The organism is uncultured Aquitalea sp., from assembly GCF_945957525.1.
Classification (GTDB): Bacteria; Pseudomonadota; Gammaproteobacteria; order Burkholderiales; family Chromobacteriaceae; genus Aquitalea.
Genome location: NZ_CAMFLA010000024.1, coordinates 25,175 through 43,283 on the forward strand (window position 1 = coordinate 25,175; position 18,109 = coordinate 43,283).

Sequence of the window (18,109 nt, forward strand, 5' to 3'; positions counted from 1 at the left end):
GCGGGTGCGCAGTATCGCAGAAAACAGCGCGCTCCGTTTGAAAAGCCGCCGCGCTGTCTGTTGCGCTGGCGCGCAACAGATCGGTCCGGGCGTACTACCCGGCCTCGCCGGTCAACGCCTCGGGGGCTGCCGGCGCCAGCTTCTGCAGCTCGGCGGATTGGGCCAGAATCAGCTGCCAGACCCTTTCCGCCACTGGCGACAAACCGTGGCGTTTACGACGAATCAGCATGATGGTGCGCTGGCGATAGGGCAGCAGCGGCAGCAGGCGCACCGGCGAGCCTTCCGGCACGGGCAGCGCCAGCCCCGGCGTCACCGTCACGCCCACGCCGGCCGCCACCAGCCGGAATACCGAGGTGGAGTGCCCCAGCTGCTGCGCCACCGGGCAGTGCGCACCGTATTCGCCCAGCAAGCGATCTATCAGACTGCGACTGCCGGACTGGTAATCCAGCAACACCAGCTTTTCACCGTGCAGTTGCCGCCACGCCACCGACGCCATGGCGGCGAAACGGTGGTCATTGCGACACAGTAGCCAGAAGCCGTCCGTCAGCAGCGGCCGGCAGTCGAGGTCGTCCAGATCATCCGCCTCCACCACGATGCCAAAATCTACCTCACCGGCGCGCACGCTATCGATATTGAGTTTCTGCACCTGATCATGTACTTGCAGGTGCACCGAGGGCAGTTGCGCCCCGCAGGCGGCCAGAATGGCCGGCATCAGCCCACCGGACAGCGTGGGGCTGGTGGCCACGTGCACCGTGCCCTGCTCGCCTTCGGCCAACCTGCGGGTTTCCTCCAGCACCTGATCCAGTTGCTCCAGCTGCCGGCTCAGCGCCAGATAAAAACGTCGGCCGATATCGGTCAGCGCCACTTCGCGCGTGGTGCGGTCAAACAGCCGCACCGCCAGCTCGGCCTCCAACTCGCGAATGCTGCGGCTGACGGCCGATTGGGACAGGCCGATGGCGTCGCCGGCGCGACCGAAACCCTGCTGCCGCGCCACCGCCAGAAAGACTTCCAGTTGCCGCAAACGAACATTCATGCTGATTTCTCATCAATTGATCCGATAAATCCATTTGTATGATCAATTGATCCATTGTTCAATAGCGGCTCGTGTTTTCTCGATGACAGGTCATGTCATGTTCAAGATTCTGGATTCCTTCACCCTGGCGCTGATCGGCACTGTGACGCTGGCCAGCCTGCTGCCCGTGCACGGGCAATTCGCCGCGCTGATGGACGGCGTCACCACCTTTGCCGTCGCACTGCTGTTCTTCCTGCACGGCGCCAAACTGTCGCGCGAAGCGGTGATCGCCGGTGCCACCCACTGGCGTCTGCATCTTCTGGTGATGGCCTGCACCTTTGCCCTCTTCCCCTTGCTGGGGCTGCTGCTCAAGCCGGTGCTGAGTCCACTGGTCACGCCCGACTTGTACCTGGGCATTCTTTATCTGTGCATGCTGCCTTCCACCGTGCAGTCTTCCATTGCCTTCACCTCGCTAGCCAAAGGCAATGTGCCTGCAGCCATTTGCAGCGCCACAGCGTCCAATCTGTTCGGCATCCTGCTCACCCCCCTGCTGGTGGGCATGCTGGTAGTGCATCGCGATGCCGGTAGCCAGGGCTGGCATTCGGTGCTGAATATCGTCGAGCAGCTGCTGCTGCCCTTCATCGCCGGCCAGATCGCCCGCCGTCATATCGGCCGCTGGGTGGACAAGCACAAGGCCATGCTCAAATACGTGGATCAGGGATCGATTCTGCTGGTGGTGTACACGGCTTTCAGCGCGGCAGTGTACAACGGGCTGTGGCAGCAGCTGCCCGCCAGCGCGCTGGCCGGGCTGGCGCTATGCTGCGTGGTATTGCTGGCCGTGCTGCTGCTGGCCACCACGCTGCTGAGCAAAAAACTGGGATTCAATGAAGAGGACCGCATCACCATCATGTTCTGCGGTTCTAAAAAAAGCCTGGCCAGCGGTGTGCCGATGGCCAAGGTATTGTTTGCCGGGCAAAGCTTTGGTGCGCTGATCCTGCCGCTGATGCTGTTTCATCAGATCCAGCTGATGGTATGCGCCTTCCTCGCCCAGCGGTATCACCAGCGCTACGCGGAACGCGAAGCGGCCAACGCCGGCGCCGAGGCCTGATCAGGCCGGCAGGGGCAAGGTTGGCCGAAGCCAGCCGCCCCCGCACTGCGGAAGGTTACCGGCGCGCCGCAACTTACAAATCGCTGATCCAGGCTTTTTCTTTCAGGGTTTTCAGCTGGTCTCGCAGGCCGGCGGCTTTTTCGAACTCCAGATTGCGCGCCGCTTCCAGCATTTCCTTCTCCAGCCGTTTGATTTCCTTGGCCAGCGTTTTCTCGTCCATCATCGCCACGCGGGCATCGTCCACCAACCGCTTGCGCTCGTTGTCCGGGCTGTACACGCCGTCGATGATGTCCTTCACCTTCTTGTCGATGCCCTTGGGCACAATGCCATGCTCGGCGTTGAAGGCCAGCTGCTTGTTGCGGCGGCGTTCGGTTTCGTCGATGGCGCGCTTCATGGAATCGGTGATGCGGTCGGCGTAGAGCAAGGCCATGCCGTTGAGGTTGCGCGCGGCGCGGCCGATGGTCTGAATCAGCGAGCGGTCCGAGCGCAGGAAGCCCTCTTTGTCCGCATCCAGAATCGCCACCAGGCTCACCTCCGGGATATCCAGCCCCTCGCGCAGCAAGTTGATGCCGATCAGCACGTCGAACATGCCCAGTCGCAGGTCGCGAATGATCTCCACTCGTTCCACGGTATCGATATCGCTGTGCAGATAGCGCACCTTGATGCCGTGCTCGGTGTAGTAATCGGCCAGTTGCTCGGCCATGCGTTTGGTCAGCGTGGTGACCAGCACCCGCTCGGAACGCTCCATGCGCAGACGGATTTCCGACAGCAGATCGTCCACCTGCGTCGCTACGGGACGGATCACGATCACCGGGTCCACCAGGCCGGTAGGCCGCACCACCTGCTCCACCACCTGCCCCGCATGTTCCTTCTCATAGGCGGCGGGCGTGGCGGAAACAAACACCGTTTGCGGCATCAGCTTTTCAAACTCGTGGAATTTGAGCGGGCGGTTGTCCGCCGCAGACGGCAGACGGAAACCGTAATCCACCAGATTCTGTTTACGCGCGGCGTCGCCCTTGTACATGGCCCCCACCTGCGGCACCGTGACATGCGACTCGTCGATGAACATCAAGGCGTTTTTCGGCAAGTAATCGATCAGCGTGGGCGGCGGGTCGCCCGGCCCGCGGCCGGAAAAATGCCGCGAATAGTTTTCGATGCCCTTGCAGAAGCCCATTTCGTACAGCATTTCCAGGTCAAACCGGGTGCGCTGCTCAATGCGCTGCGCCTCCACCAGCTTGCCCTCCTTTTGGTACCAGGCCACGCGGTCGGTCAGCTCGGTCTTGATCTTCTCGCAAGCGCGCAACACGGTGTCGCGCGGCGTGACGTAGTGGCTGGACGGAAACACGGTATAGCGACCGACACGCTGCTTGGTGCTGCCGGTCAGCGGGTCGAACAAGGTCAGCGTTTCCACTTCATCGTCGAACAGGCTCACCCGCAAAGCGGTATCGCTGCTTTCCGCCGGAAAGATATCGATCACGTCGCCGCGCACGCGGAAGGTGCCGCGGGCGAAATCCGTATCGTTGCGGTCGTACTGCATGCCGGTCAGACGGCTGATAATCTGCCGCTGCGGGATGCTTTCGCCCTCTTTCAGATGCAGGATCATCTGATGGTAGTCGGACGGATCGCCAATACCGTAGATGGCGGACACCGTGGCCACGATCACGCAGTCCTGCCGCTCGAGAATGGATTTGGTGGCCGACAGGCGCATCTGCTCGATGTGCTCGTTGATGCTGGAATCTTTTTCAATGAAAAGATCACGGCTGGGCACATAGGCTTCCGGCTGGTAATAGTCGTAGTAGGAGACGAAGTATTCCACGGCGTTTTCCGGGAAAAACTCGCGCATCTCGCTGTACAACTGCGCGGCAAGCGTCTTGTTGTGCGCCATGATGATGGCGGGCCGCCCGGTGCGGGCGATGACGTTGGCCATGGTGAAAGTCTTGCCGGACCCGGTCACCCCCAGCAGCGTCTGATACGACAAGCCATCCTCCAGCCCTTCCACCAACTGGGCGATGGCGGTGGGCTGGTCGCCGGCAGGCTCGAACACCTGATTGAGACGGAATGGACTGCCAGGAAAAGATGTCAGCATGGATATTTCTGAGCGGGTCTGAAGAATGGGAATTCTACGCCGATAAAAGGACGAACTCACCTGTTGTCGTTTCGTATCACTAATCGCGAATTTGCCCGCCGCAGAGGCGAAAGATTGTTTAAAATGCAGGCAACCCGATAACTATTCCGAGAGTCGGGATGACTGACCGGCAAGAATAAGCCGGCGGCATTCCGTGATGCCGTATCTCCAAATGACAAGACACGGGAGTGTAAAAATCATGCTGAGGAAATTCGCCGCCATTCTGGTGTCGGCCGCGCTGGCAATGCCGGCTGTCGCCGCGCCACCGCAAGGCGTCATGGTGGCCAGCCAGATGGCCGACCACGCGGTACCCCGTCTGAATTCCCATTCGGTGCTGGTGCTGAATGGCGTCACCGGCGAACCGCTTTACGAAAAGAACATCCACCAGCGCATGCCCATCGCGTCCATCTCCAAACTGATGACCGCCATGGTGCTGCTGGATTCCGGCGTATCGCTGGATCAGGAAGTTTCCGTGTCCGACGCGGAAATCGATCGCGTCAAGAACACCACCTCGCGCCTGGCCGTGGGCACCACGCTGACGCGCAAGGAAATGCTGCTACTGGCGCTGATGTCGTCGGAAAACCGCGCCGCCGCCACTCTGGCGCGCACCGCGCTGCCCGGCGGCACGCAGGCCTTCGTGGAGCGCATGAACCACAAGGCGCGCAGCCTGGGCATGACCGAGACGGTTTTCTACGACCCCACCGGGCTTGATCTGCGCAACACGTCCACAGCGGCCGACCTCGCCCGCATGGTGAAAGCCGCCCACACCTATCCGCTGATCCGCGCTTTCACCACTACGCCTGAGCACCAGATCGTTTCCGTGCGCAACCGCCTGCTGCAATACCGCAACAGCAATGCGCTGGTGCGCGAAGGCACTTGGGACATCAGCATCCAGAAAACCGGCTACATCCAAGAGGCCGGCCGCTGCATGGTGATGCAAGCCACGGTGGGTTCGCAGCCGCTGATCATCGTGCTGCTGGCCGCAGGCGGCAGCGCGGCGCGCTTCAACGACGCCCGCAACATCAAGACCTGGCTGGAAGCCCACCCGGCCAGCTGGCTGGCGGGTTAAAAACCGCAGACGAAAAAGCCGGACACTGTCCGGCTTTTTTTGCGTCCGATCACGCGCCGCTTACCTGCATGGCATCACGGGTTTCCTTTCCCAGCGCTTGCTGCTAGCGTTAGGGCTTTGCCCATGCAACCGGAGCGCAGCCTTGACCATTGAAATCCGTCCCGCCGAGCGCGGCGACGCCGCCCTCATCCTGCATTACATCCGCGAACTGGCCATCTATGAGAAGGCCGAACACGAAGTGGTGGCCAGCGTGACCGATATCGAAAGCTCGCTGTTCGACGCCAACTCTCCGGCCCGCGGACTGATTTGCCTGCAAGACGGGCATCCCGTCGGTTATGCGGTCTACTTTTTCAGTTACTCCACCTGGCTTGGCAAGTCGGGCCTCTATCTGGAAGACCTCTACATCACCCCCGCGGCGCGCGGCAGCGGCGCAGGCAAGTGCCTGCTGCGCCATTTGGCGAGGCTGGCGGTGCAACAAGGTTGCGGCCGTTTCGAATGGAGCGTGCTGGACTGGAATCAGCCCGCCATCGACTTTTACCAGTCCTTCGGTGCAGAACCACAGTCGGAATGGGTGCGCTACCGTCTGGCCGGCGATGCGCTGCAAAGGTTTGCCGAAGGGGCCTGAACCGCGATCACGCCCAAGAAAAAGCCCGGATCTGCGCGGACCGGGCTTTTCTTATTCAAGCATTGCGCAAACCTTGCCCCGAGGCATCCAGAGTCTGCGATTGACAGTATCTACTTGCGGGTCATGAAGCGGACGTAATCACCCTCTTCCACCGGCAAACGGGCACTTTGCACCACCGCGATGGAAAAATTGGGCTGCACCTGAATCACCGACACGCTACCGGACAAGTCCTCCGGCACACCCAGCTCGCGCACGCCCCCACCGCTGCGCACCACCTCCGCCGATCGCGGTTTGTAGAGCAGCAACTGATCGCCCGTGGCAATGCCGTCCAGACCACCCACATTCAGGTATACGCGCTTGCCGCCATCCACTTTCACCACTTTGGCGGCCAAGGGAATGCAGGCCACCACGTCCGCCACTTCATTCGCCGCCTTGTCCAGCACGCCATTCACCATACGGCCATAATCGGTATCCCAGAAAGCCGCGGAGCCGAATGGCACCTTGATGGGAGACAGCACTTTGCCCTGCGCGACATTGCTGACGCGGCGGCTTGCCAGCACGGCGCCGGTCAGCGTGTCGTATACCCAGACCTCCATATCGAACTGGCGCGCAGTGGGACGGAATTTCACCGCCCCGCCCAGCAGATTAGCAAACGGGCCGTTGTAGTACATGCCTTGCTCGCTGACGTTGTTGGACTCATACAGACTGGCGCGCAGCGCCTTGTCCGTGACGGCGGTGGAGAGAATGCGACCGGCCACCACAAACTGGATGTCTTCCTTGCGACCGATTTCATGCACGGTTTCCCAACCGGCGGCGGGCTCGCTGCTGTAGGAGTTGGACAGCACGGTCAGCCGGCCGGCATCGCGCACATCGAAACCACCCTTGGCCGACAGGCGACGCGCCAGATCGGTAGGCACCGAGGTGGCCAGCTCCTGCAAATCGTTGGCTTCCGCCGGGCGCACCACGTGGAAATAGGTAGTCAGCAATTTGCGGCGCAATACGCGGCCTGCGGGCATGCCACAGGCGGCGCTTTGCGGCTTAGCCTGCGGCGTTGCCGCGCCGGCGGACGGGTCTATTCGCAGCTGGACATGGTAAAGCCCATCCGCGCTGTACTCTTTCAACACCTTTACCTTGCCCTGCAAGGAAGGGGCGGACAGCGTGCTGGTTTCCGCCACATTGCCGGATTCCATCATTTGCAGGGATTTGAATTCGCCGCCCTGGCTGATGGCGGCTTGCTGCAGGGCATCGCGGATAGCCAGCTCGCGCGCGGCGGCCTGCCCGCCGTCCAGCGGCGCAATGCCCTCGGCGGTTACCGGCGCGGCTAACGCGAACGGTGAAAAAACAAATGCCGCCACAAGGGCGGCAACTGTGTAACGGAAAGTCCGTATGGTCATCAGTGGGCTACGTAGAAGTTGCTTTCGTAACGCGAGGCGCCGCAATTGCCTTCGGCGCACTCCACTCCCACCGCAGCGTTTTCCTGCGCGGCTTTCATAACACTACCATTTTTTTCCAGCGCATTCTTGAACTGCTTGTAGAAGTCCTGATCCAGCACGATCTCCGCCACCGCCTCGCTGGTGCCGTCCGGCCGCATGGAAGTGGAGATCACACTTACGCCGCGCAGGTAGGCATCCACATAGGTGCGGAAGCTATCACTGGTGGACACCATATTGGCCACCGAGCTGTTGCCCACCAGCTTCATGCCTTGCACTTGCTCGGCGATGGAGCGGAAAGCGTCCAGCCGCGCCGCGCGCATGGCCAGCAACTTGCGCTGGGACGGCGTCAGGGCCGAGCTGTAAGGGGCCGCGCCGCTGCCGGTAACGCGAATCGTGACGGGCGCGTAAGGATTGACCTCCTTCACCACCACCCTGGGCGCTTCGGGCTCGATGCCCGGACCGGCGTAACCCACACCGGTCATCGCGCCGCCGGGGGCCGGCTCCCTGGCAACGACGGGGCGAACGCCGGCAACCGGTTCAGGCTGACTGGCGGAGGCGCAGGCCGTCAGGCCCAGCAGGATGGAAAGAGCGAGAACATGGCGAGTGCAGGTGTTCATGGCGATGACCGTTTCTACTTGTTTTGGAGGCGCGTCGCGACGGATCCCTCCACCACGACACTCCGTTATCGGCCATACCCGTGGAAACTTGAGGCTTATTTCACGCTATCGCACAGCGCCGGCGCGGCGGCGGCGCGATTGAACTGGCGCGCGGAGGAAAATCCCGCCGCCAGCGCGGCCTTCTCCTTGGAGAAGCCTGCATGGCGCCATTGCATGGCCAACGCCAGCCTCAGCGCGGTCTGGTAGTCATGCACCGACACCCCGGCCTGCTCGCGAAATAGCCGCGACAAGTGCCGGGCGCTGACATGCACCGCTTCGGCCAACCTTTGCACCGGCCATGACTCGTCCGGCGCGGCGGCAATCAGATCCTGCGCCCGGTGCACTGCGGGATGCAGGTGATTACGGTGCGCCAGCCACGGCGACAGCTGCGGATCGCCCGGCGAGCGACGAAAGTACACCACCATGTGCCGCGCGGCGTCGCGGGCAATGGCAGGCCCCGCCAGCTGGCTGACCATCTGCAACGCCATGTCTATGCCTGCGGTGATGCCGGCGCTGCTCCACACCGGGCCGTCCTGCACATACACGCGATTGTCCTGCACCCGGGCCGAAGGCGCGCTTTCGGCCAACCTTGCCAGCAGGGTGTGATGGGTGGTGCATTGCCTGTGCGCCAGCCAGCCGGCCTCGGCTGCCAGCAAAGCGGCCGAACATACCGTGGCGAGAATGTGGCGGGCGGGATCGAACACGCGGCGCAGCCAGGCAATCACTGTCCGCGCCTCCGGCTGGGCATAGGCATCGGCCGATCCGGCCGCGCCGGGGATCAGTATCACGGCGCCGTCGGGCAGCGTATCGGGCAAGGGTGCCAGCCCGCCCAGCGGGAGCCCAAGCGAGCTGGGCGTGGCTTCGTGCGGCGCGCAGTAATGCAAATGCAGCGCCGCGCCAAACTGATTGGCGATGCGAAAGGCCTCCGCCGGCCCGGCGAAGTCCAGCAACATGAAGCCGGGCGTCAACACAAAATACAGTTCACGCGCCATGCCGCACCGGTCGTGTACGCAAGCGCTGCAGCCATTGCCCGCCAAACAGGTTGACGATCAGCCCGCCCAGCAGCAATACGCTGCCGGCGGCTTGCAGCACGCTGAGCCGCTCGCCCAGCAATAGGGAGGATGTCAGCACCCCCACCACCGGCACCAGCAAGGAAAACGGCGCCACCTTGTTGGCGGGATGCCGGCTCAGCAGCCGGCTCCACATGCCGTAACCCAGCAAGGTGGCCATGAAGGCGAGGTAGGCCACCGCCAGAAAGGACGACAAGGAAAAGCCGCTCAGCGCAGCTGTGACGCGCTCGCCGCCCTCGATCAGCAACGACAGCGCAAAGAACGGCAGCGGCAGCACGAGGCTGGACCACACCACCAGATTGAGCGGCTGAATGCGATAACCGGCCTTGCCGATCAACCGGATAATGATGTTGGAACCGGCCCAGCAGACCGCCGCCGCCAGCGTCAGGCCAAAGCCGATGGCAGTCATATTGCCGCCCTTGGCCATGCCGATCAGCGCCAGCCCGGCCGCCGCGCACAGCAAACCGCCCACCTGCGCCGCCTGCCAGCGCTCCTTCAGCACCAGCCCGGCCAGAATCAGCGTGAAGAAGGCTTGCGATTGCAACACCACCGACGCCAGCCCCGCCGGCATGCCCAACTTGATGGCGCTGAACAAGAAGGAAAACTGGCCCAGCCCCACGGTCAGACCATAAGCCGCTACCCAAGGCCAGGGGATGGCTGGTCGGCGAATAAACAACAAGGCCGGAAACGACGCCAGCGCGAAGCGCAAGGCGCCCAGCAACAGGGGCGGCACATCCGCCACGCCCCACTTGATGACGACAAAGTTGATACCCCACACCACGACAATGGCGAGAGCTTGCAAAACATCCTGAAGGGGCATGCCATTCATTCCTTCTGTGCTGAAAGGCTGTTCAATATCTCGCGCGCAAGACCGGGACAAGGCGAAACAAGCGGCAGCGCGGCGCGCCAGCAAGCAGGGGCCCGCCGCCCCTGTCGCCCTGTCGACGTTCAGGCCGCGTCGCCTGAGGGATCTGCCGCCGGGCGCGGGCAGGGTTGCTCGCGCAACACCCTGTTGGCGCTGGCCGGGTGGCGCGCCAGCGCCGCAGGCGGCCGCCTCGGCCTTCTCACCAGCTCCCCTCCGCAATTGGGACAAACGCCGCCAAGGCGCTGTTCGGCGCATGGACGGCAAAACGTGCACTCAAACGTGCAGATCATGGCCTCGAGGCTATCAGGTGGGAGATCGACGTCGCAGCACTCGCAGTTGGGTCGCAATGTCAGCATGTCAGCGCTCCTTCGGCAAACCATCCAGAGCTTCCGCCACCGAAGCGATGCGGGCAAAGCGGCCGGCCAGCACCAGTTCGGTTTTCTCGCGAATCTCCGCCGGCGAGTAGCGCTTGCCGCTGAACGGGTGGGTCATAGCAAAGGTGAGCGTGGCCTCGCTGACAAAATCCACCTGATAGCCCAGATCGGAGGCCACGCGAGTGGTGGTTTCACAGCATTGCTCGGTACGAATGCCACACACCAGCAGTTTGCCGATGCCGCGCTCGGTCAGCCACTCATGCAGACCACTGCCGATCATGGCATTGTGCACATGTTTGATGAAAATGGCATCCGGCGCGTCCGGCAGCCAGGCTTGCGCCCGCACCAGCCCGGAGGCTTGGTCAAACGGATACTCGCCGTCCTCGTGCAAGACTTGCACCACCGGCACGCCGCGCTCGCGTGCGCCAGCTATCAGCGCCGACACCGCCTGCCGGAACGCGGGCAGCCCGCTTTCTTCCCAATAATCCCTGTGCAGGAAAGAGTCTTGCACATCGATCACCAACAATGCCGCCTTGCTCATTTTCAGTCTCCTTGCGATCGACATCGTCGACCGTTTGCCTTGAGTGGACGGACACAGTCTAGATCACCCGGCAAGGCTGTTTCAGGCCATGCGCGGACAATACCCTGCCAAAAACGGACATCTCTTGAAAAGCGGTTTACCAAACTCCTGACGCTGCGTTGCGCCTCAGTCGTGATACCGATTTTTGTTAACCGCTTTAAGCGGCTTACACCAGCCCGGCATGCCGCAACTCATCCAGCAGCAGCCACATGGCGGTACCGCCCATCAATACGGCCATGCTGAGATTGAACACCATCAGGCCGCGCGCACCGGACAAACAGTGGCGCAGTTTTTCGCCCACCCAAGCCCACAGGCTGATGCACGGCAGGTTGACGATGGCGAACACCACGGCCAACGTCAGCGCACCGCCGATGCGCAAGGCCGGGTCCGCAGGCATGAACAGGATTGCGGCATTGATCACCATCACCCAGGCCTTTGGGTTGACCCACTGGAACAGCGCCGCGCCAAGAAAGCTCATCGGCTGCGCCTCCTCCCTCGCCTCCGGCTTGCCGGAACCGGCAATGCGCCAGGACAGCCACAGCAAATAAACGCAGCCGGCCAGCGCCAGCGGCAAGCGAGCGGATTGAAGCCAGCCCAGCACCCAGGACAGCAGGCTGGCGGTAATGAATACCTGCGCCGCGCAGCCCAGGCTGATCCCCAGCATGTGCGGCAGCGTGCGACGGAAACCGAAATTGACGCCAGACGCCGCCAGCATCAGATTATTGGGGCCGGGCGTGATGGACATCACGCCCACATAGGACATCAGAGCGACTTCAAGCATGACGGGCACCTTGGCGAAATGATCAGGAAATGGCTTGCCCCCAATGTCCCCTGCGCTGAAAAACCTCTGGCGCGAAAGCGTTGGCCGGCAGCCTGGCCGTCAGACTTTCCTGTTGTCGGACACCCTCGCCGTGACGGCGGAGGTCTTGAACAAGCAACGGGGTTTGCCTGACTGCCCTTACATTCTGAAAGCCGCGCCCGTTTGGTGACAGCCGCAAAGACCCGCCATTGTCATGGTGACAGTCGTGTATTTGCCGGCACTGTCACCATTCTCTATGATGATTACTGTCACTGCCGCACTGCCGCATTCTCAGGCACTGTAACCATTACTTGCATGCAGCGCTTACCCGGACCCCACCATGACCGATTCGGCCAACGCCACCCTTTACCAGCAATTGGCGGATGATCTGTCCCTCGCCATTTCGCGCGGCACGCTGCCGCCCGGTGCGCGCCTTCCCTCGGTCAGACGCACCTCGCAAAGCCGCAACCTCAGCCTCAATACCGTTGTGGCGGCATACAGAGTGCTGGAGGACCGGGGGCTGGTGGAAGCCAGACCGCAATCCGGCTACTACGTGCGCGCCAGACTGCCCTCGCCAGCCCGTGCACCTACCACCCGCAGCGGCCCGGCCAAGCCCACCGAAAACAAGGTGCTGGACCTGATCGGCACCGTATTGGCAGCTCAGCAAACTCCGGGCTTTATCGATCTGGCGCTGGCCTGCCCGCGCGGCGGCGACTTCTACCCCGGCAATAAACTGGCCCGCCTGATGGGGCAGATCCTGCGCCGGCAGCCCGGCATGATCAGCACTTACGCCCTGCCGCCCGGTTCCGAACGCCTGCGGGTGCAGATTGCCCGGCGCGGGCTGGAGCTGGGCATGGCGCTGGAGCCGGACAACATCATCCTCACCAATGGCTGCATGGAGGCCTTGCAACTGGCGCTGCGCGCCGTGACGCGGCCTGGAGACGCGGTGGGGCTGGAGTCGCCCACCTATTTCAATCTGCTGCCCTTGTTCGCCAGCCTGGGCCTGAAGGCGGTGGAAATTCCCACCGACCCGCAAACCGGACTGGCCATGGATGCGGTGGAGCTGCTGCTGTCCGAGCAGCGCATCACGGCGCTGGTGGCTATGCCCAATGTGCACAACCCGCTTGGGTGCAGCATGCCGCTGGAAGCCAAGAAACGGCTGGCCCGACTGGTGAACCAGTACAAGGTGCCCTTGATCGAGGACGCGCTGTACGCCGAACTGCAGTTCAGCGACACGCTGTCGCCTGCGGTGAAGGCCTTTGACGACGACGGCTGGGTCATCGTCTGCTCCAGCTACAACAAGACGCTAGCGCCCGACTTCCGCGTCGGCTGGATGGAAGGCGGGCGCTTTGGCGACGCCCTGCGCAAGCTGAAATTCGCCTCCTCCGTAGCCCAGCCGCAAGTATTGTCGGAAACGCTGGGGGCGTTTCTGGAGTCCGGCGGCTACGATCACCATCTGCGCGCCCTCAAGCGCCGCTACGCCGCTCATGTGGAAAAGGTGCGCGGCCTGATCGCCCGCCACTTTCCGGCCGGCACCCGCGCCACCGATCCGGCCGGCGGTTTTCTCATCTGGCTGGAACTGCCCGAGCAGGTAGACAGCGTGGCACTGTTTCACGCGGCCATCGCAGAAAACATCAGCATCATGCCCGGCCCGCTGTACTCGCCCGGGGGCCGCTATCGCAACGCCATGCGCCTGTCATGCTGCTACCCGATGGATGAACGTTATGTGGCGGCACTGACCCGCATCGGCATGCTCGCTCACCAGCAACTGGCTTCCGCCTGAATTCGCACTGGTATTTTTGGCCGGGCAGCTGGCGAACCATCTGGCAACCCGACCACCGCAGACGATGCCAACTGCGCGGCAAAGCACTGCCTAGCAATGGCGGCTTTGCTTGCCCTCTTCCCCGCATCCCCGGCAAGCATGGCCAACTCACCCGCGATGGAAACGTTGCCGCCGCGACGCGAATACCCAGAAACGTCTTAGAACCGGCTGCGGTTTTTCTTCCATTTTCATCGGTGAAGGCCTATCAATAAAAGCACGGACATGCCAGATGCATCGCCCGTCGCCAAGCCCGGCTCCGTTAGAATGAGCCCTTGCGCGCACCATAAGGACAAAAGCCGACATCGACCGCCCCTGCCGCGCACGACGCCAGGCGGCGCCCGGCGAGGAGGCGTAGCCCGTGACGCACAATCGTTCAATGATCAGGATTGCGCCACATGCCGATGCATGAATGGAATCTGCCACGAGAGTCGGAACTGGCGCGGCTGGACAAACTGCACCTACCCATCGCCGGGCTGCTGCGCCAGTGGGATGACGGCGGCGATCGCGATGCGGCACTGTGCGCGCGCCTGCGCGAGGCCTTCGGCCAACTGTTCCACCAAGAGGACGCGCTGATTCATCGTTGCGGGCTGGAAAGCGCAGCGGCAGACGGCCACCTTGCCGAACACCAACAACTGCTGGAAAAGATCGACACGGCGCTGAGCGAGCCCGGAGACGCCGCCCATGACGCGCTGCGCGGCGCGCTTCGGCACTGGCGGCGACGCCACCGCGACAGCCATGATCTCTTGTTGCGCTATGCCGCATCTTCGCTGGAACACGAACAGCAGCGCCAACGCGAAGCACATCAGCGCGAATGGCGCTGCGCGCACGCCATCAACCGCCTGCTCGCCGCCCCCGGCGAACTCTCAACCGCCCTGCAGCAAATAGCAGAGCTGCTGCCCGCCGGCCTCGGCTGGCCACCCGCCTGCGGCATCCACCTGCTGTTTCGCCAATGGCATGTCTGCAGCGAAGCCTACGATGCAGACCGCACCCGCCTGCACATAGCCCTGCTGGTGGACGGACAAGTGGCCGGCGACCTCGAGCTGAGCCTGGCCGGCGATGAGACGGATTCCACCTTTCTGGCTACCGAAAGCGAACGCCTGTACCGCTTGGCGCAGTGCCTGGAGCAGGCGCTGGAACAGCGCGAACGCAGGCAACAGGCAGACCGGCAAAACGCGGAATTCCGCATCGCCATGGAAAACGCCGCCGACGCCACCATCGTCACCGACACTCGCGGCCGTCTGAGCTACGCCAACAACGCTGCCTGCAATCTGCTGGGCTATACGCGCGAGCACATGCTGCGCCTCAACCTCACCGACCTGAGCCCGCCGGAAGAAATGCCGCGCCATTTGCGCGAGTTTCAGGCGCTGCAGCACAACGGCTTTTTACGCGGAGAGTTCAGGTTGCGCCGGCAAGATGGACGCAGCCTGATCATGGAACTGAACGGCGTCCCCCTGCCCGAGCAGCGCTACCTTATCAGCGGCCGCGACATCACTGCCAGCACCCTGGCGGAGAACGCGCTGCGCGAATCAGAAGACCGCTTTCGCACCATTGTCGAAGCCACTGGCGACGGCATTCTGGTGTCAGAGAAATCCAGCGGCCGCTTTATTTTCGCCAATCAGGCCATGTGCCAGATGCTGGGCTACACCAGCGGCCAGCTGACTGGCCTCAGCATGCCGCACATCCACCCCGACAGCGAGTTGCCAGACATCCGTAAAACCATGCGCCAGATGAATGAGGGCCGGCTGGCCATCGCCTCGGAGATTCCGGTAAAGCGCCGCGACGGCAGCCTGTTCTACGCCGACGTCAAAAGCTCTCCCATCCGTTTTGGCCAGACACCCTGCCTGATGGCGGTTTTCCGTGACGTCAGCGAACGGCGCGAAGCCGAACTGCTGCTGAAGCGCCACCTGGACATCCAATCCCTGTTGGGCACGCTGTCCACCCAACTGGCCAACGACCCGATCGAAACCCTGTGGGACCGTCTGCCGGACATGCTGGGCCGAGTGGGCAGCATGCTGCATGCCGACCGGGGCTGCCTGATACGGCTTGACCGGCTCAAGCGCAGCAGCCTGTTGACGCACTTGTGGCAGAAAACGGGCGAAGACGGCCTGCCCTTGCCCAATGCCCTGAATATTCCCACCAGCGGCATGGATTGGCTGTGCGGCGAACTGGAGCGCCAGGGCTTCCTGACAGTAGACGCCGACACCAGCCTGCCGGCGGAAGGCGGCACCCTCAAAGCGCTGATGCGCGTCAACGGCAGCCGCTCGCTGCTGATCGCACCCCTGCGTCAGCAGCAGGAGATCAGCCAACTGATCATCATGGATTGCCAGAGCGACCGACACTGGCTATGGATTGAAAGCCGCATGCTGCAGTCGGTGGCGGAAATGCTGGCTGGCTCGATCGAACAGTACTACCGCACGCTGGAGCTGACCGAAAGCCGTCGCCGTTTGCTGGAAGCCCAGCGCATTGCGCGCGTGGGCAGCTGGGAATGGGACATCCTGCACGACAGCATGCACTGGTCTGAAGAGGTGTACAGCATTGCCGGGCTGCATGCGGAGCAAATCGACAGCAGCTACGACAATTTCCTCGGACTGATCCACCCGCAGGACAGCAAACTGGTGCGCCAGGCCATCAACCGCTCGCTGGAGAGACTGACGCCGCTAGAACTGGAGCATCGCATCATCCGTCCGGACGGCAGCGAACGGGTGGTGTGCCAGCAGGCCATCGTGCGCGTGTCGGACAACGGGCGCGCCTTGCGCATGACCGGCACCTTGCAGGACATCACCGAAGCCAAGCAGAAGGAACTGCTGCTGCGCCAATCAGCCACGGTCTACGAAAATACGCTGGAAGGCGTGATGATCACCGACCGCGATCTCAGCATTCTCGACGTCAACCCGGCTTTCAGCCAGATTACCGGTTACAGCCGGCAGGAAATCATTGGCAAAAATCCGCGAGTGCTGCAGTCCGGCAAGCACGACCACCATTTCTACCAGCAAATTCACGAATCCATCCGCGTCACCGGCCACTGGCAGGGCGAAATCTGGAACCGGCGCAAAAACGGCGACATCTACCCGGAATGGCTGACCATCAGCGCGGTATACGACGATCAGCGCGTCGTCACCAATTATGTTGGCGTGTTTTCCGACATCAGCCAGATCAAGAAATCCGAGTCCGATCTGGAAAAGCTGGCGCACTTTGACTCGCTCACCGGCCTGCCCAATCGCCTGTTGTTCCTGTCCCGTCTCGATCACGCGATCGAAAACGCCAAGCGCAGCGGCGCAGGCGTCGCCATCCTGTTTATCGATCTGGACAACTTCAAACAGGTCAACGACACCCTGGGCCACAGCACCGGCGACCGGCTACTGCTGGAAGTGGCCACCCGCCTGAAGACCTGCGTGCGCAAGTCCGACACCGTGGCGCGCATCGGCGGCGACGAGTTTCTTGTGCTGCTGGAAAACCAGTCTTCGGACAACCCGGCGATAGACATCGCCGCCAAGCTGGTGGCCGCTTGCGGCAAGCCCTTCTTGCTGGACGGCCACGAAATGATGGTGACCGCCAGCATCGGCATCAGCCTGTTCCCGCGCGATGGCCTGGATGCGGAAACCCTGATGCGCAATGCCGATATCGCCATGTACCAGTCCAAGGCCGAGGGCAAATCCTGCTTCCACTTTTATACCGAAGAGCTCACCCGTCACGCCATGTTGCGGGTAAAGATGGAGCAGGAGCTGCGTACTGCCCTGCGGCGCAAACAACTGCACCTAGCCTTGCAACCCAAATACCGGCTGACCGACGGCAAACTCAGCGGCGCCGAGGTGCTGCTGCGCTGGCACCACCCGGATTTGGGACGCGTGCCGCCGGATGTGTTCATCCCGCTGGCGGAAGAGACGGGGCTCATCATTCCCATTGGCGCATGGACCCTTCGGCAAACCTGCCTGCTGATACGCAAATGGCTGGACATGGGCCTGACACCGGGCATGATCAGCATCAACATCGCCGGACCGCAGATCCGCCGCGCGCCCTTGCAGGAAACCCTGCAGCACGCGCTGAACGAATTCCGCCTGTCGCCGGAACAGCTGGATCTGGAAGTCACCGAATCCTTCGTCATGCACCGCCCGGATGAGAGCCTGAAAGTGCTGCGCAATTTGCGCGAGCTGGGCGTTAACCTCTCCATTGACGACTTCGGCACCGGCTACTCCTCGCTCGCCTATCTCAAGCAACTGCCCATCCAGACCCTGAAAATCGACAAATCCTTCGTCCGCGGCCTGCCGCACAACGAAAACGATGTCGGCATCTGCCGCGCCATCATCTCGCTGGCCCGCACCATGCACATGCAACTGGTGGCGGAGGGTATTGAGACCGAGGAGCAACTGCGTTTTCTGGTGGAGGAAGGTTGCGAGTTCGGCCAGGGCTACCACTTTGCCAAACCCATGTCGGTGGAAGACTTCGAGGCCTTGCTGCAATCCAGCCGCATCAGTGAGCGCCTGCAGAGCATCAGCCGCTAAGACATGCTCCCCCCCAGCCCCTTCGTTGCAACGCTTGCCTTGTTCCGTCAGGCCCGCCCCTGCCAACCCATC

General features: G+C 62.5%; 14 protein-coding genes. 5 read left to right on the forward strand and 9 right to left on the reverse strand.

All coding sequences use genetic code 11. The features are described 5' to 3' along the window. Window positions 1-94 precede the first annotated feature (94 nt). Window positions 95-1,033 carry a LysR family transcriptional regulator gene (locus Q0P52_RS17530; protein ID WP_293765753.1) on the reverse strand — a complete coding sequence of 313 codons (939 nt, stop codon included), beginning with the start codon at window positions 1,031-1,033 and terminating at the stop codon, window positions 95-97. A gap of 97 nt (window positions 1,034-1,130) precedes the next feature. On the opposite strand from Q0P52_RS17530, the gene Q0P52_RS17535 reads away from it, so the two are divergent. Next, complete coding sequence (locus tag Q0P52_RS17535) at window positions 1,131-2,120, forward strand: bile acid:sodium symporter family protein (RefSeq protein ID WP_293765754.1); 990 nt, start codon at window positions 1,131-1,133, stop codon at window positions 2,118-2,120. 73 nt (window positions 2,121-2,193) lie between these two features. On the opposite strand, the gene uvrB is transcribed toward Q0P52_RS17535, so the two are convergent. After that, window positions 2,194-4,206 carry an excinuclease ABC subunit UvrB gene (gene uvrB, locus Q0P52_RS17540; RefSeq protein ID WP_293765755.1) on the reverse strand — a complete coding sequence of 671 codons (2,013 nt, stop codon included), beginning with the start codon at window positions 4,204-4,206 and terminating at the stop codon, window positions 2,194-2,196. 238 nt (window positions 4,207-4,444) lie between these two features. Here uvrB and Q0P52_RS17545 point away from each other — a divergent pair, with 238 nt between their 5' ends. Then, window positions 4,445-5,314 carry a serine hydrolase gene (locus Q0P52_RS17545; RefSeq protein WP_293765756.1) on the forward strand — a complete coding sequence of 290 codons (870 nt, stop codon included), beginning with the start codon at window positions 4,445-4,447 and terminating at the stop codon, window positions 5,312-5,314. Between the two features lie 142 nt (window positions 5,315-5,456). Then, entirely contained in the window at window positions 5,457-5,939 is a 483-nt protein-coding gene (locus tag Q0P52_RS17550; RefSeq protein ID WP_293765757.1) for a GNAT family N-acetyltransferase, read from the forward strand. Between the two features lie 110 nt (window positions 5,940-6,049). Here the strand turns inward: Q0P52_RS17550 and Q0P52_RS17555 are convergent, their stop codons facing one another. From Q0P52_RS17555 to Q0P52_RS17585, 7 genes are all read right to left on the reverse strand, one after another. Further along, complete coding sequence (locus Q0P52_RS17555; RefSeq protein ID WP_293765758.1) at window positions 6,050-7,333, reverse strand: flagellar assembly protein T N-terminal domain-containing protein; 1,284 nt, start codon at window positions 7,331-7,333, stop codon at window positions 6,050-6,052. Then, a complete protein-coding gene (locus tag Q0P52_RS17560) occupies window positions 7,333-7,989 on the reverse strand; it encodes an LPP20 family lipoprotein (RefSeq protein ID WP_293765759.1) in 657 nt (218 codons plus the stop codon). The genes Q0P52_RS17555 and Q0P52_RS17560 overlap by 1 nt, the downstream gene beginning before the upstream one ends. 95 nt (window positions 7,990-8,084) lie before the next feature. Then, window positions 8,085-9,020: a helix-turn-helix domain-containing protein gene (locus Q0P52_RS17565; RefSeq protein WP_293765760.1), complete on the reverse strand. Its 936-nt coding sequence runs from the start codon at window positions 9,018-9,020 to the stop codon at window positions 8,085-8,087. After that, window positions 9,010-9,918, reverse strand: a complete 909-nt coding sequence (locus Q0P52_RS17570; protein ID WP_293765761.1) for an EamA family transporter — start codon at window positions 9,916-9,918, stop codon at window positions 9,010-9,012. Before Q0P52_RS17570 ends, Q0P52_RS17565 begins: the two co-directional genes overlap by 11 nt. Window positions 9,919-10,046: 128 nt before the next feature. Further along, window positions 10,047-10,343, reverse strand: a complete 297-nt coding sequence (locus Q0P52_RS17575; RefSeq protein ID WP_366062659.1) for a DUF1272 domain-containing protein — start codon at window positions 10,341-10,343, stop codon at window positions 10,047-10,049. After that, entirely contained in the window at window positions 10,321-10,878 is a 558-nt protein-coding gene (locus tag Q0P52_RS17580; protein ID WP_293765763.1) for an isochorismatase family protein, read from the reverse strand. Before Q0P52_RS17580 ends, Q0P52_RS17575 begins: the two co-directional genes overlap by 23 nt. A gap of 205 nt (window positions 10,879-11,083) precedes the next feature. Then, window positions 11,084-11,698, reverse strand: coding sequence for a LysE family translocator (locus tag Q0P52_RS17585; protein WP_293765764.1), 615 nt, complete (start codon window positions 11,696-11,698; stop codon window positions 11,084-11,086). A 358-nt stretch (window positions 11,699-12,056) separates the two neighbouring features. On the opposite strand from Q0P52_RS17585, the gene Q0P52_RS17590 reads away from it, so the two are divergent. Next, the gene (locus Q0P52_RS17590) at window positions 12,057-13,499 is read left to right on the forward strand and encodes a PLP-dependent aminotransferase family protein (RefSeq protein ID WP_293765765.1); all 1,443 of its coding nucleotides are present in this window, start codon (window positions 12,057-12,059) and stop codon (window positions 13,497-13,499) included. 434 nt (window positions 13,500-13,933) lie between these two features. Beyond that, the gene (locus tag Q0P52_RS17595; RefSeq protein ID WP_293765766.1) at window positions 13,934-18,037 is read left to right on the forward strand and encodes an EAL domain-containing protein; all 4,104 of its coding nucleotides are present in this window, start codon (window positions 13,934-13,936) and stop codon (window positions 18,035-18,037) included. The last annotated feature ends 72 nt before the right edge of the window (window positions 18,038-18,109 follow it).

Excerpts from the sequence above, each read along its gene's own strand:
- Q0P52_RS17530 (WP_293765753.1), bottom strand. The coding sequence starts at position 1,033 with ATGAATGTTCGTTTGCGGCAACTGGAAGTCTTTCTGGCGGTGGCGCGG.
- Q0P52_RS17590 (WP_293765765.1), top strand. The coding sequence starts at position 12,057 with ATGACCGATTCGGCCAACGCCACCCTTTACCAGCAATTGGCGGATGAT.
- Q0P52_RS17535 (WP_293765754.1), top strand. The coding sequence starts at position 1,131 with ATGTTCAAGATTCTGGATTCCTTCACCCTGGCGCTGATCGGCACTGTG.
- Q0P52_RS17565 (WP_293765760.1), bottom strand. The coding sequence starts at position 9,020 with ATGGCGCGTGAACTGTATTTTGTGTTGACGCCCGGCTTCATGTTGCTG.
- Q0P52_RS17580 (WP_293765763.1), bottom strand. The coding sequence starts at position 10,878 with ATGAGCAAGGCGGCATTGTTGGTGATCGATGTGCAAGACTCTTTCCTG.
- Q0P52_RS17585 (WP_293765764.1), bottom strand. The coding sequence starts at position 11,698 with ATGCTTGAAGTCGCTCTGATGTCCTATGTGGGCGTGATGTCCATCACG.
- Q0P52_RS17570 (WP_293765761.1), bottom strand. The coding sequence starts at position 9,918 with ATGCCCCTTCAGGATGTTTTGCAAGCTCTCGCCATTGTCGTGGTGTGG.
- Q0P52_RS17545 (WP_293765756.1), top strand. The coding sequence starts at position 4,445 with ATGCTGAGGAAATTCGCCGCCATTCTGGTGTCGGCCGCGCTGGCAATG.
- Q0P52_RS17575 (WP_366062659.1), bottom strand. The coding sequence starts at position 10,343 with ATGGTTTGCCGAAGGAGCGCTGACATGCTGACATTGCGACCCAACTGC.
- uvrB (WP_293765755.1), bottom strand. The coding sequence starts at position 4,206 with ATGCTGACATCTTTTCCTGGCAGTCCATTCCGTCTCAATCAGGTGTTC.
- Q0P52_RS17555 (WP_293765758.1), bottom strand. The coding sequence starts at position 7,333 with ATGACCATACGGACTTTCCGTTACACAGTTGCCGCCCTTGTGGCGGCA.
- Q0P52_RS17560 (WP_293765759.1), bottom strand. The coding sequence starts at position 7,989 with ATGAACACCTGCACTCGCCATGTTCTCGCTCTTTCCATCCTGCTGGGC.
- Q0P52_RS17595 (WP_293765766.1), top strand. The coding sequence starts at position 13,934 with ATGCCGATGCATGAATGGAATCTGCCACGAGAGTCGGAACTGGCGCGG.